Genomic DNA, 14152 nt, shown 5'->3' on the forward strand with positions numbered 1-14152 from the left:
TGTTGTCATGAGCCAGGCGGTGCTGATCGCGGTCGGTATCGACTGGGACGGAAGGCGCCAGATCCTGGCCGTGGAGATGGCCAATCGCGAGAGCCGCTCGGCCTGGAGGGACTTCCTCGTCGGCCTCAAGGCGCGCGGCCTCAAGGGCGTCGAGTTGGTTGTGTCCGACGATCACGCCGGCCTGGTGGCAGCGATCGGCGAGGTGATCCCCGAAGCCGCCTGGCAACGCTGCTACGTGCACTTCCTCAGGAACGCGCTCGATCATCTGCCGAGGAAGCACGGCGACAGATCGGAAGAGCACACGTCTGNTGCAGGAATTGCGCTGGCTCTACGACCGGCGCGATCTCGCAGAGGCCAGGGCTGATCTTGCCGCATGGCTGTCCAAATGGTCCGCCCGCTACCCGCGGCTGACCACCTGGGCGGAAGAAGCCATAGAACAGACGCTGACTTTCTTCCGGCTGCCGCGTCAGCATCACAAGCACCTCAAGTCCACCAACATGCTTGAACGGCTCAACGAGGAAATCCGCCGGCGCACCTATGTCGTGCGCATCTTCCCGAACGCCGAAAGCTGCCTGCGCCTGCGCCTGGTCAGCTGGCCGTCGAAACCAATGAAAACTGGATGGAGGCCAACCGCTATATCAACATGGATGATCTGCGCGAGCACAAGAAGCTCGCTCTACGCCAAGCCGCATGACCAGTTTCATGATCGCCCATTTTGCAGAACTTGACGCACACAACCGTAGGGAAGGGCGGATTTAACCCCCAAAACACCCGCGACAGAGATGCTCAAGTCACGCTCTTCAAAGCCATTCTGATTAGACGTGACGCTGCGTTCGCAAAGGGTATCGAGCGGGTTAGTTATGTATGAAAACTGTGACGCCCCGATCGAGCACGGATTCGCACGCATATTTCTCTAACCCACGCCTCTCGGGCGAATGAACCGCCTCTCTGCTTACTCTGGCCGTGCCGTCTTCTTCTCCCGCGGCAGTTCGCGTCTTTGTTTGCAGACGACCACGATCGATTTGTCCCAGCGATCCACTCGCCGCTGGGATAGATGATTGCTTTGCTGATCTTGAGGAACGATGGCCTGATCCGCATGCAACGCGCCCGTTCGAAGAGTCCCGTCGCTTACCTGGCCGTGACAGCGAGCGATGACTTATTCAGGGGTGAGCAAGTTGAGGGTCAGGCATTGGCGGGACAGATAGCAGAGTTGTGCAACAGATTGTTGCACCCGCGACCACGTCGGTAGAGACCCGAGGAGAAATGTCGGCGGCATCACCGCGGACGCTCGTGGTGACCCGAAGCTCTCAATAGAGCTCAATGACCGCTTTGCGTCTAATATGACAGGTCGAGCGCGCTACCCTCTTGCCTGAAAACCGGAACGGCGGTTGCCGAATGGCTAGTTATCCAGAACCAATCTGACTTTCTGGGCGAGAGCTTGGAGGGTAGCGGGTTTCTGCAGGAGTTGAACGTTTGGATCGATGATCCCATTGCGAACTATGGCATCACGTGCGTAACCGGACGTAAAGAGCACCCTCAAGTCAGGCCGCAATTCAACGGCAGCATCCGCAAATTCCCGACCGTTCATTCCGGGCATGACAACATCCGTCAGCAGCAAGGAAACGTCTCCTCGATCCTCAAGAATGCGCAGGCCTTCAACCCCATTCTCAGCAGAAATCACCGAATAGTCGAGATCCTCGAGCATTTGCATTGTCAGTTGTCTTACACTCGCCTCGTCCTCGACGACGAGGATCAATTCCTCTGGCTTGCCATTGGCAACGTCTTGGCTGTTCGCCCGCCGTGCTCCATCGGCGGGACCATTGTGCCTTGGCAACCAGATGCTGATGGTAGTCCCCACCCCCAGTTTTGAATCGATTTTGACATAGCCACCGGACTGCTTGACGAAGCCAAACACCTGACTCAGCCCAAGGCCGGTTCCCTTGCCGACACCTTTGGTGGTAAAAAACGGCTCGAAGGCTCTTTCCAGAACCTCCGCGCTCATACCCGAGCCCGTGTCCCTCACCGCAATAAGGACGTAGGGGCCGGGGGAAATGCCATGATCTGCAGCAACCGACTGGTCGACCAGGAGTGCAGAGGTTTCGATTGTCAGGGTTCCGCCCTCCGGCATGGCATCGCGAGCGTTGACCGCCAGATTTACGAGGACATTTTCGAGTTGGCTGGGATCAGCGAGCACTGCACCGTCATCGGATTGCACGACCGTATTGAGTGTTACGTGCTCGCCCAGCGTCCGGCGCAAAAGCTCCGACATATCCTGCACCATCCGGCCGACGTCGAGGGATTCAGGGGAAAGCGGCTGCTGCCGGGAAAAAGCCAGTAGCCTTTGCGTCAGCATGGCAGCTTTGTGGGCACCCTCGGTCGCGGCTGCGATCAGTTGGTGCACGCCGGGCTCGCCGCGGTCGACGCGCCGCTGGATCAAGTTGAGTCCTGAGATGACAACTCCCAGCATGTTGTTGAAGTCGTGCGCGATACCGCCCGTGAGTTGCCCCACCGCCTCCATTTTCTGGCTTTGGCGCAGCTGATCCTCCAAATTCCTGCGGACGTTGATGTCGCGCCCGGCGGCGTAATATTGGTTGTTTCGCGGCATAAATTGCCAACTGTACCAGATGAACCTGCCATCATTGGCACGCATGCGTAAGTCGAGGTCGCGAACCGCAACCCGGCTATCCGATAGTGAGAGCCGTGTCACAGCCGCAACATCTTCAGGATGAACGAAATCCTCGAAAGTCTTACCCTCGACCTCGCTTTCGTCCAAGCCGAGATGCTCGGTCCAGGCCGGATTCACACTTTGGCACTTGAGGCCGAAATCCGTTACGACGAAAAGATCCTGGCTGACGCGCCAGATCATATCGCGCTCACCGGTTGCGTCAGCTACCCGTTGCTCCAACGTCTCATTCAGGGTCTTCAGCTTCAGTTGTGAGGACAGGCGATCTGTTACATCGCGCAAAAAGGCGGTGGTGAATTGCTTGGCGCCACCTGACCAACGGCTAATCGAAGCTTCGAGATGGCGCGTCGACCCGTTGCGCCGCTTCACGGAAACCTCTCGATGAACTATTTGCTGCCCTGAGCGACTGGCGTCGTGCAATTGCGACCACCGGTCGCCTTCCACGAACAGACCGGCGCTCGGCTGACCGGCAAGCGATGCCTTGTCGATTTCAAAGAGCACCTCGGCCGCCGAATTGGCTCCCTGGATTGCCCCAGTGTCATCCAGGGTAAGAATGGCTTCCGCGGCGCTTTCCATGACCGCATCATAACGGGCATTCTGCCGTTGGCGCAGCACGGCTTCCCGCCGCATCGCCCCCGTCACATCCGAAATCTGAATAAGGCATTCATACGCACCTATCGCCCCGATTGGTCGGATGGAAATGCTATGGATCAGCGGCTGGCCCGCTCGCGTCCGCAACGCAAGCAGGGCTGGGTGGAGTGTAGGGGTCAGCAGGCTGGAGGCCCCGGCTTCCAAAGCCTCGTTTAACGCAACGAGGATTGGGCCGAGCGGCCGGCCGGGAAAAAGCTCCTCCATTGATTTTCCGATCGCCTCGGTCGTCCGTATATTGCTGGCTGCGGCGATCCAGGCATTCCAGGCGGTCACTTGCCTTTGAGAACCGAGCACGATTATACCGCAATCGAGTGCATCTAATATCGGCGTCGAATTATCGTGAGAAGTGTTCAACATGGCACTATTTATCGTTCCCACCGATCCGCTCGATAAACTCGCACAAGAGGCCCTTTAAAACCGCTAGGGAAGGCATGTCCATCAGCATGGCAATGTAGCCCGTGATGTCATTGTCCTTGACGGTGAAGTTTATGTAGAGAAACAGTACGACCTCGCCGGGTAGGGGCGGCGGCGCCAGATTGAAGAAGTCGGTTCCAGTGCCTCGAATGACCTCAGGCAAGGAGACGCGAAGACTACGGCGCAACAGGTTGGCGATGGTGGCCAGGCAACTATTGAGAATGATGTTGCCCGTCTCTGCGAGTGCTTCCTGTTCAAGGTCGATGATGTCTTCCAATGAATGGTCCGGACCGGCTACAGCACGCACAAGTTCGAGACTTCGCTCCTCTGGGAAAATAAGCAACGCGCGACCAGTGATATCACCTTCGAAAACCTGGTGAACGGCAACCAGACGGTCCATCTCGCGTTCGTCCAAGATATCGATGGCTTGCTGCCTGCCGACGAGGTTGATTCTTGGGACGGACAGGAACACCTGTCGTCCAACCATCTCGCGGAGATTCTTGGCGGCTCGGCTGACGGCGATGTTCACCAGTTCAGTGAGGGCATCCTTCTCGAGTTCTTCCAAGACAAGGTCGGCCGGAGTCATCATTGATCGTCCTGACCAATGGGAGTGTCGGGTTTGCCGAGAAACGCAACCAGGTCCGGGCCATTCACTGGCTTGGTCAGGAAGGAAGCGCCCAGCGCCTTTGCACCTTCGACTATCTCGTGCTGCTGATTAGCGGAAATCAGTGCCAATCGCATTGACGGATCCTGGGCACGAAAGTCCGCCGCCAAGGCAAGCCCATCGCGGCCGGGCATATTGTAATCCATCAACACGATATCAGCCGCGAACTCACTCGCCAGTTGAAGCGCCTCATCAGCGTTGCCGGCCTCTTTACGCACCCATGTCGGATAGTTCTTGGCGAGAATCTTGACCAAGGCCATTCTCGCAAGCTTGCTGTCGTCGACGATCAAAACGTTCATTACGACCTTCATTTCAGCTGGGGTTAGGGATATCGCATAAAATGCAATAATTGTGAACTAGCCGCCATGCACTGCCCGGAAGCCGCGATGAAAATAGCTTTCGAGAAATGGCGAGCCCGACGGCCCAATGACCCTCACGCGGGCCGCCATCAGGACTTGCAGAACGGCAGCATGGATCTTGGTGCACTTCCGCCAGTCAACTAAGATGTTGCCTGACTCAACCAGCATTGCCAGCAGGGTTTCGCTGTCTTCTAAAGTGCAGTCGCCCTCAAGCCGGATCGGTCCACCGCTTGGGTCGGAAATGACGGTCATTTCACCAAAGCCTCCACATCGAGAACAAGCATGACGCGGCCATCACCCAAAATTGTGACGCCTGCAACGCCTTCTACACCCGCGAGCACCCCCTCGATGGGTCTCATCAGTATATCCATTGTCTCCCCGACATCATCGACCTCTATCCCGCACATGTCGTTCCCGACCAGGACGACTACGACTTGGAAATCGTCGGCGATCGTTTCCGACGGCGTTTCGCCAAGCGTCGCCGCAAGACTAACGAGCGGGATGGTATGGCCGCGATGCCCGAACACGCGCGCGGCGCCAACCATCGAGACATCACCGCGCGAAAGTCGACGGGTTTCGATAACTTTCTCAAGCGGAACGCCAAAAACTTGTTTGACTACTTCCACGGTGACCAGGTGCGTCATCAGGATGGAGTAGGGCAGGGTGAATTTTGCGATCGTCCCGCTTCCGGGCTTCGTCTCAATGCCAACCGATCCGCCGAGCGCCTCGATCGCCGATCGCACCGCGTCCATCCCAACCCCACGACCGGAGACCGTGTTGACAGTTGCGGCTGTCGAGAACCCCGGATTGAACAGCAATTCCAATGCATCGTCATCGGAAAGCGAGGCGAACCCGGTCGTCAGGCCGCGTTCTGCCGCAACCCGTCGAACTCTCGCGAAATCCACACCTCGACCATCGTCTTCCACCTCAACGACAATGCTGTCGCCGACTTTCGCTGCACGCAGGCAGATCGTGGCATGCGGTGGCTTCCCTGTCCTGATGCGCTCGTCCGCCGGTTCGACACCATGGTCGATTGCATTGCGAAGAACATGCATAATCGGCTCTCCAAGAGCCTCGACGATGGTCTTGTCTGCTTCGGTGTTCTCCCCTTCTGTCACGAGAACCACTGACTTACCCGTTTCGGTCGCAAGGTCTCGCACCAAGCGCTGAAACCTTTGGAACACCTGTCGCATGGGCAAGACACGGATGCTCAAGACAGAACGCTGCAACTCATCGACCAACCTCTCCAGTCGGGATTGTTGTTCCTCCAACACGGCCGCCAAATCCGCCGATGGAGTTCCACTCCGGGCTAGCGTTGCGGCATGCGTTAGGGCATTCTTGGCAACCGACAGTTCGCCGGCCAAATTCACTAAGGCATCAATGCGTTCGACGCTCACCCGCAGTGATCGGGCAGCATTTGAGTTCGGGATGGCGAGGCGGGAATCCCGGTTCACGGAGAATTCGAGGACTTGGGCCTCGTCTCCCAAAACCCGGTCGATCAGGAGGATGAGTGCTTGTCGTCCCTCTGGATCGTCCGCGTCCGGCACACTACCATCGTAGCGTTCCAGCGTATCCTTGTGCCGGACGCTCCGAGCCAGGATATTCATCACCACGCGCCGCGCGGCGCCTACTCGGCCGGCCAGACCTGTGGTCGCGACCTGGGAAAGGAGTTGGGACTGCGCTTCGAGCACCAGCCGCGCCATCCGGCTAAGTCCTGCGCGCTGATCGGGGACGGCAGAAGAAAGCTCGCGGATCTCGAGGACGCTCGAAGAGTCCGAGCTTATCGCTTGGGTATAGCGCAACAAAGCGTCCTGCGGAGCAGAGGACAACGCTGTGAAGAGCAGGTTGCACTCGAATGGATCACCTTCCCTCAACGAAGGCCAGACATGAACCTGTTCCACATGAAGAGCTAACAGGCCAGGCAGGCCGGCGACCAACGCAAGGGGATCTTCGCCGCGAAAGAAGCACTGTGGGTCGGGCTGGAACAACAACCCGGTTGAGGCTCGGGCTGCGACATCATGGTTGGCCTTCAAAAGAGATGTCAACCACCCCGCCGCCAACAAGGCGGGCGGGCTCTTTCCCGGAGGTTCTTCCCATAGCGCCGCTTGCAAGCGGCGGACCATCTCATCCGCGGTCGACCCTGCATCCTCCGGGACAGTTCCCTTTACCTCAATGCTATCGAGCCAGCCGGTGACTTGATCCAATGCCCAGAGACAGTTGCCGATATCCGCAGTGCTTAACGTCCTCGTACCGGACCGGCCGGAATCGAGCAGTTCCTCAGCCGCGTGCAGACCCCTCGCCATATCTGGAAAATCGACGATACCGGCCCCGCCCTTGAGGGTGTGAAACGACCGAAAAGCACTGTCCAGCCTAGTGTGATCGCCTGAATCACCTTCGAGCGCCAGAAGATCCAGTGTTGCCTGCTGCACAGACTCGCGGCACTCCACCAGGAACTGCTCAAGAAGTTCAATCATGGGTTGATCCAGCAAGCAAGGCAACGAGCTCCAACAGGTCCTGCCCAGCGACGGGCTTGGCGGCGTAGAAGTTCGCTCCGGCAATTTGGGCAGCCCGCAGGTCATGGAGCCCGGCTTCCGTACTGGTGATGAGCACGGGGGTGGACGCAAACGGTTCGCCTCGTTGCCGAAGCATCCTTAAGAAGCTGAGGCCATCCATGACCGGCATGTTGATGTCCACGATCAGAAGGTCGACGATCTCGAACCCAAGCAGTTGCTCCAAGGCTTCCACCCCGTTCAAAGCCTCGAACACCTCATAGCCCGCTGGCTCCAGCACGCTTCGATAGTACAGGCGCACGAGAGCTGCGTCATCGACCACCAGGACGCGATGGAGCGTAGGTTTGCTCACCGCCCGACCTCTGGTTTCTGATAGACAATACCATCTTCGAACCGACGGATTTCGAACAGCGGAGAGATACGGCTCATCGACTCTGTGTGGCCAAGGCAAATGTAGCCGCCGGGTAAAAGGCTTTCATAGAGGTTGTCTGCAGCAATGCGACGCGAAGCGTCGTCGAAGTAGATGAGGACGTTTCGGCAAAAAATGACATCGAATTGGCCGTGGTGCCTGGTCTCGTTAGATTCTATTAGATTGACACTGGAAAATTGCACCGACTCCCTCAACTCTTCGACAAGCCGCCACCGATCGTCGGCTTCTTGGTGAAAGTAGCGGTCGATGACCTGGCCCGGCAAGCGCATCAGTGCGCGCTTGTCATAAAAGCCGCGCTTGGCCGCGGCAAGCGCTTCGGTATCGATATCTGAGCCGCAAATCTCGATGCTGTAGGCGTCGACCAGCGGCCACTTGTCCAAGAGCCACATCGCAATCGAATAGGGTTCTTCCCCAGTCGCGCAAGGTACCGACCACAAACGCAACTGGTCTTTCCCATAGCCGGCTGCGATTCTTTCACGCAGCAAATCCTTCGTGAGACACCGAAATTGATGATCTTCCCGGTTGAAATAAGTCTCATTGACGGTAAAGGCGTTGATGAACTTCTCGATCTCACCCTCGGCATCAATACGAAGTTTTGCGAAATACCTTTCGAAAGAAGGAGAGGCGGTTGCGTTTGCACGATCAGCGATCCGGCGCTCTATGTAATAGCGCTTGGATACCGAATAGACCATGCCGGTGCGTCGATAGAGGAAGTCTCCCAGTCGACGGATCTCTTCGTCCGTGATCTCGATCACTGAGGGGCGTTCCGCGCCCCGATCCGGAGGGCCGCGGTTTTGGCGGCGAAATCCAAAAAGGGATCCGAGGGAAAACGCGCGGCGCACTGGAGTAACAAGGCAACGTGGTCAGGCGCCGCCACCTCCGCCATGACGTCGATCGCGGCACCGCAAACGTTGCCATTGCAATCATTAGCCAGGAGGGGAACCAGCAAATCAATCACCGTTGAAGGCTGCTGCGCGCGAACGAGTTCGCAGGCGAGGATGCGAACGTCGGGCTCCGGGTCACTGAGCAGTCCAGTCAACCGCGGCAGGAGCTGATCTTGCAATGCGCGCAAGGCGTCTAGTGCCCCGGTGCGCAAGCGGGCATCGTCGGATCGTAGGTATTGCAGAGCAACGTCGACGCTTGCCGCATTGGCTGATCGCATAAGGGCTGTAAACAAAGCCTGCAGCACGCCATCAACCGCTTCACTCTGAATTGCGCTGGAGATCACACCGGCGTTGTCAGAGGTGACAATAAACTCGCGAGCCGCCGCTCGCCTTTCCTCACTGTTCCGACTCGTCAACGAAGAAAATGCATCCGTGGGCGATGCGTCGCGGATCCCGGCTTGGTTGGGAAGCTCTTTGCGGATCAGAGGCAAGGCACAACCTTCATCAATTGCCGGGCTATCTCGGGTAGCGGCAGAATCCAATCTGCACCACCGCCCTTGACCAATTCCCCGGGCATCCCCCAAACCACTGCGGTTTCTTCCGCTTCAGCGATCGTCGTTCCGCCTCGCTCGTGCAGGAGTTTCATAGCACTGGCGCCGTCATTGCCCATTCCGGTCATGAGAATACCGATAAGGTCGCTGGGAGGTATTTGTTCCATGGCACTTCGAACAAGCCGGTCGGCGCTTGGATGCCAGGGATAGTCGACCTGGGACGGGACATTCATGGCAAATACGACGCCTCCTCGGCGCGATAAAATCATGTCCGCCCCACCCCGCGCAATGTAAGCGACACCAGGCACGACTTCCGTAGGGCGGGTAACCTCCACGATCTCGATGGCGCTCAGGCTGTTCAAACGTTTGGCCAGTGCGCCCGTGAAGGATTCTGGCATGTGCTGAGCAATCAAAATTGGCCAGGAGAACGATGCTGGCAGCGCTCCGACAACAGCCTCCAGTGCTGGCGGCCCTCCTGTCGAAACGCCGATGAGCACCAGCCCATTTACCCCAGTTTTTACGATGGGTTTTTTTGACGCTATTGGGGCGGGATAAGGACTTGTCGGCAGCGTCTGCCCTATACGGTGGCGTATACGTTCCTGCAATCGCAGCGTGGGTTTGATGCCGGTGACGGCGGCGGTTCGAATCTTGTCGAGCAGATCGTCTTTCATCTGATCAACGCGTAAGGACAATGTTCCCGAAGGCTTCGCAACGAAATCGAATGCGCCGAGGCGAAGCGCTTGCAGGGTCTCATCGGCGCTCTGTGATGTCACTGACGATACCATGACGACCGGGGTCGGCCTTTCCAGCATGATACGATCAAGGCACATAAAGCCGTTCATCTGCGGCATGTGGACATCGAGCGTGACCACATTGGGGCGGAAGGCGTGCAGGCGCTCCAGTCCTTCGGCGCCATTTCGAGCGGTTTCAACTTGGAATTCGGATGCGTCCGACAGCATTCCGGCAAGCAGCTTTCGAACGAGGGCAGAGTCGTCGATGATCAGAACCTTGATCAAGTCTGCAGCTTGGTTTGAAAAGAGTCCAGAAAGGTGCGCTCGGCACGCGTGAGCAGTTCGGTTGGATCAAGCAGCATGAGGATGCGAACGCCTTCATCCAGGCTGACGATCGACTGGATCAGGCGCGTAGTTTCTCCCGCCAGATCCGGCGCCCGAGCGAGCGCTGATGCATCGACGCCCAGGACTTCCGAGACGCTGTCGACGATGATCCCGGCGCGGTGGGAACCGGATTTGACCACAATCAGACGCGTCCGGCCACGATTCTCAAACGGCGGCATGTCGAAGCGCTTCCGCTGATCGATGACAGGCAGCACCTCGCCGCGCAGATTGATGACCCCTTCAAGAAATTTGGGCGTCTTTGGAACCCGCGTCACACGCTCCGGCACCAGTGCAACTTCCTCGACGACCTCAATGGGCAAGGCGAATTCGCCGGCGCCAAGTTGGAAGGCGAGCAGCTTGATCTCGTCGCGCTTTGAACCTTCTGTCGGTGCGGAGCCGTCTCGGGCCGGAGCTTGCACATGACCCAGACCACGCATGGTTTCCTCGCTGAGCAACAAATCCGGGTGCAAGACCGACAGCAGCCGGCTATCCGCCTCGCTCCGATAGATTGCCTTGACCTTAGCCTCGCCGCCAATTCTGGCGGCCATAATTGGCGGCACGGGTTCCAGCCTCAGAGGATCGATGGCGATGCTCTGCTTGACAGCGTCGACAACGACGCCGACCGCGGTGCCGCGGACATACGCGACGATGACCTTCTCATTTCCCTGAAGCTCGTTAGCGAGGCCAAACAGTGCTCTTAGGGACAAAATTGGCAGCAGTCCGTCGCGGAACGATATCAAACCAGGGACCTGCGCATCCGCGCCCGGCAGAGAAGTCAGGCCTCGGGGGATATTGAAGACCTCCTGCACCTCGGCAAATGGAAATGCGTAATCCTGCCCATCGACTACGAACGTTGCGAGCATTTCTCGACCTACAGCGCCTATCGCGCTCATATCAGGAACCAACGTGCGGCTGCGGCCGGTCACACGATCCCGGGCTTGGGGGGTAAACGCCCCTTCGAGCAGGGTATCAACGTTGAGAATCCTCACCGCCTCGCCATCATTTGAGAAGACACTGTCATCGCCGCTGCTCACCGCGGCGCCCTTGAGTGAATGACGCTGCTCGATGCTGCTTGCCTGTACGTTGACGATCCCTTCGACAGTGTTGACAAGCAGCGCATACGGCGCGGGTGCGTCGATGACCACGGCTCGCGCCGAATCCGACAGAGCTTCAGAAGCAAGTCGCAGCAAGCGGCTCAAGTCCGCAATTGGCACAATTGACCCACGCAAGTTCGCTAATCCGCACAAAGCCGCTGGGGCTTGCGGCACCTTTGCCATTACGGGTACCCTGACGATCTCGGCCACCCGATCGACCGGAACCGCGTAAGTATGCTCGGAGCAGCGAACCGCCAAGAACCGTTTGGATAGCGCCGCTGGCGCGCCTTGCTCAGACATTTTGTGACTTGAGCTCTTCAGCGAGGGAGGCAATCTCCTCAATCGCCGCAGCCAGGTCCTCAGCTCCTCGCGCTTGCTCTTGGGAAGCGGTCGATGCCTCTCTAGACGCTGCACCGGCTTCCTCTGCGGCTGTTGCAATCTGCTTCGCGCCAGCTGAAGCCTGGCTCGCCGCAACGAGTATGTCGGTAGCGCCAGAATTGATCGCTTTGCTCGCCTCGACGAGCTGCGCCAGCTCTTCTTTGGTCTTCTCAAATACCGCTAAAGTGGCGCGACTATTCTGAATCTCGACTTCCGACAGGCCGCAGATCCGCTCGAGATCGCCACGCAGCGAAGATATCTGCTCGATCATTCCGCGAACCGTATCCTTCACTCTATCCAAGGATTGCGATGCTTCGCGCGCCAGCCCGCGAATGTCTTTGGACACCAAGGAGAAGCCGCTGCCATAGTCGCCCGCCCTGGCTGCTTCGACCGCTCCACTGACGGCAAGCATGCTGGTCTGAACCGCGACTAATGTGATCGCATCGACGATCTTCTCGATCTTGCGGCCAGTTACCTCCAAACTAAGCAACGCAGATACGCTCGCTGTCGTGTCCTGGAGGGAACCCGTCAATCCGTTAATAAGGCTTTCGACCGCCGCGTAAGTTTCCCTCAGCGACTGTTCCATCGCTGCAACACGCTCCTCGGCTGCAACTGCATTTTCTTTTGCAAGGGCAGCACTTTGCTCGATCTGGCTCAGTGAGGCCGAACTTTCGTGGGTGGCCGCCGCCTGCTGCTGGGCGCCACGGTTGATCTGCTCGACCGCAGCCAGAATCTGACCGGCGGCCCCCGAGAGCTCCTGAATATTCGCCGACAGCTGTTCGGCTGCCGAGGACGCCTGCTCGGCGGCTTTTCCTGCGTCTCCGCCGCGCAATAGATTAGCCAAGCGTGCCAGCGCGTGCGCTGCCGTTTGGCCTTCAACAAGCGCCTGCGTCTGCTGTTGGATCGCTGCCTGCGATTCCGCAGCTGCAGCCGACTGCTGCTCCGCGGCACTGGCAACTTGCTCGGCACCTTTTTGCGCCTCGGTGGCGGCTTTTTCGGCTTCAACCGAAGCCAGCGAGATGGCGCGGCTGCCGAGCGCGATCTCGCCCGCGGTTTCCCGCATGGCGCGAAGGTTTCGCAGCACGACGTTTGAGGCCTTTGCTTCGGATGCCGCAGCGTGAGCGGCAGCAGCGACTCCGGCTGCAACCGCGCTGACATCTTTTTGGATGCTGGTGGATAGCGCCTGAACTTCACGTGCGCTGGTGTCGGATATCTGCGCCAGCGACCTTACTTCTTCAGCGACTACGGCAAATCCGCGGCCATGATCGCCGGCGCGAGCGGCTTCGATGGCGGCGTTTAGGGCAAACAGATTCGTCTGGTCCGAGATGCGGCTGACCGTGCGGCCTATAGCTCCGACTTCTTCAGCGCGTTCTTCGATAACGGCAATCAATTGTGCCGAGCTTTCCTGGCGAGCGGCATTTCGTTCAATCGCACTGACCGCATTCATCACCTGATTCGTCACATCGGCAAGCAAGCCCTGCACCGATTCCGATCGCCTTTGCGAATCCTCGGCTAAGCGTCGTCCCACGGCCAGCGTTTGCGTGGAGTCGCTGATTGTGCGCAGTTGTTCTTCAGCCGCGCCTGATGCTTCCTCCGCACCCGCGGCGATCTGTTCCATCGATCGCCGTAATTCTTCACCGGCGGCCGATGCCTCGGTGATGCCGCTGGCCAGCTCCTCAGTGGCGGCGGCAAACCGTTCGGCTATTTGTCCGTGAGGTAGGTCTGATTTGATGCTTTGGCGTGATCTGGCCGGCAAATCTGCTTTTTCGGGATGCAAACCCTTGTCTGGTCCAGTGCGTTTCGCGATCCTTGACGTCTTAACGAGCGACATATTGGATGAAATCCTATTTCGCGGTAGCGGCGTTTGCCTGATTTCTATCTTATCGCCGGTAAGCGCGCCACCGCAGATAGCCTGGCCACGTGCAATCCTGCTGGATTGCGGTCGGCCACTATCGCAAGGCAGGTGCCACTGGCCGCATATAAGCGGTCCGCTGTTCGATGAACGATGCCATTGCGGTAGGTTCGCTTTCTTCCAAAATGAGAGATCATCGAGGGCCCACCGCGCAACTGAGATAAAAACCGCGACCAGTTTGTTTTGGCCGCAGATGCGGCAACTCGGGAATTTAATCGAAACGGAACCCATACCCATACCCGGACGCCACCCATTTTGGAACCGAAGGCGCCCGGCCTTGCAACCCTGGAAGCCGCTGAATATGAGGTTCAAGGGCGCCGCTTCTAGGCGAAATGTGGGTGGGTGGCCGTCACGGTCTCGCCGGCCATTTCCTCGACATGGGGCATTTCGCGCGCTCCTAGATGTTTGATCCCAGGCTTTGATGGCGCATACTTTTCGTCCGAATCAAAGGATGCGCTATGGGCCAGGTTCTTCATGGGAGCGCCACGACGACAGAGGCGATCCGTC

12 protein-coding genes and 1 pseudogene are annotated in these 14152 nt (G+C 58.3%); 1 reads left to right on the plus strand and 12 read right to left on the minus strand.

All coding sequences use genetic code 11. The features are described from left to right. Positions 1–694: pseudogene (locus X726_RS01000000167740) on the plus strand (IS256 family transposase); the annotation flags it as partial. Positions 695–1399: 705 nt separating this feature from the next. Here the strand turns inward: X726_RS01000000167740 and X726_RS138110 are convergent. From X726_RS138110 to X726_RS1000000170930, 12 genes are all read right to left on the minus strand, one after another. Continuing rightward, positions 1400–3691 (minus strand): PAS domain-containing sensor histidine kinase, encoded by a 2292-nt coding sequence (locus X726_RS138110; protein WP_031204560.1) that lies wholly within the window; start codon positions 3689–3691, stop codon positions 1400–1402. 4 nt (positions 3692–3695) lie between these two features. Continuing rightward, on the minus strand, positions 3696–4337 hold the full coding sequence (locus tag X726_RS138105; protein WP_023673726.1) for a chemotaxis protein CheX: 642 nt from the start codon (positions 4335–4337) through the stop codon (positions 3696–3698). Then, entirely contained in the window at positions 4334–4711 is a 378-nt protein-coding gene (locus X726_RS138100; RefSeq protein WP_023707350.1) for a response regulator transcription factor, read from the minus strand. The genes X726_RS138105 and X726_RS138100 overlap by 4 nt, the downstream gene beginning before the upstream one ends. 57 nt (positions 4712–4768) lie before the next feature. Continuing rightward, a complete protein-coding gene (locus X726_RS138095; RefSeq protein WP_023673728.1) occupies positions 4769–5023 on the minus strand; it encodes a hypothetical protein in 255 nt (84 codons plus the stop codon). Then, on the minus strand, positions 5020–7245 hold the full coding sequence (locus X726_RS138090; protein WP_023673729.1) for a chemotaxis protein CheA: 2226 nt from the start codon (positions 7243–7245) through the stop codon (positions 5020–5022). Before X726_RS138090 ends, X726_RS138095 begins: the two co-directional genes overlap by 4 nt. Next, positions 7238–7633, minus strand: coding sequence for a response regulator (locus tag X726_RS138085; RefSeq protein WP_023673730.1), 396 nt, complete (start codon positions 7631–7633; stop codon positions 7238–7240). The genes X726_RS138090 and X726_RS138085 overlap by 8 nt, the downstream gene beginning before the upstream one ends. Then, positions 7630–8466: a protein-glutamate O-methyltransferase CheR gene (locus X726_RS138080; protein ID WP_023673731.1), complete on the minus strand. Its 837-nt coding sequence runs from the start codon at positions 8464–8466 to the stop codon at positions 7630–7632. Before X726_RS138080 ends, X726_RS138085 begins: the two co-directional genes overlap by 4 nt. Continuing rightward, on the minus strand, positions 8463–9086 hold the full coding sequence (locus X726_RS138075; RefSeq protein ID WP_023673732.1) for a HEAT repeat domain-containing protein: 624 nt from the start codon (positions 9084–9086) through the stop codon (positions 8463–8465). The genes X726_RS138080 and X726_RS138075 overlap by 4 nt, the downstream gene beginning before the upstream one ends. Continuing rightward, on the minus strand, positions 9077–10162 hold the full coding sequence (gene cheB / locus X726_RS138070; protein ID WP_023673733.1) for a chemotaxis-specific protein-glutamate methyltransferase CheB: 1086 nt from the start codon (positions 10160–10162) through the stop codon (positions 9077–9079). Before cheB ends, X726_RS138075 begins: the two co-directional genes overlap by 10 nt. Further along, positions 10159–11655 (minus strand): chemotaxis protein CheW, encoded by a 1497-nt coding sequence (locus X726_RS138065; protein WP_084630992.1) that lies wholly within the window; start codon positions 11653–11655, stop codon positions 10159–10161. The genes cheB and X726_RS138065 overlap by 4 nt, the downstream gene beginning before the upstream one ends. Next, on the minus strand, positions 11648–13876 hold the full coding sequence (locus tag X726_RS138060) for a methyl-accepting chemotaxis protein (RefSeq protein ID WP_245272182.1): 2229 nt from the start codon (positions 13874–13876) through the stop codon (positions 11648–11650). The genes X726_RS138065 and X726_RS138060 overlap by 8 nt, the downstream gene beginning before the upstream one ends. Before the next feature lie 92 nt (positions 13877–13968). Beyond that, the coding region (locus tag X726_RS1000000170930; RefSeq protein WP_210164218.1) for a hypothetical protein at positions 13969–14152 on the minus strand (184 nt) is incomplete at its 5' end.

Origin of the sequence: Mesorhizobium sp. LSJC285A00, assembly GCF_000503155.1 — a bacterium.
Lineage (GTDB): Bacteria > Pseudomonadota > Alphaproteobacteria > Rhizobiales > Rhizobiaceae > Mesorhizobium.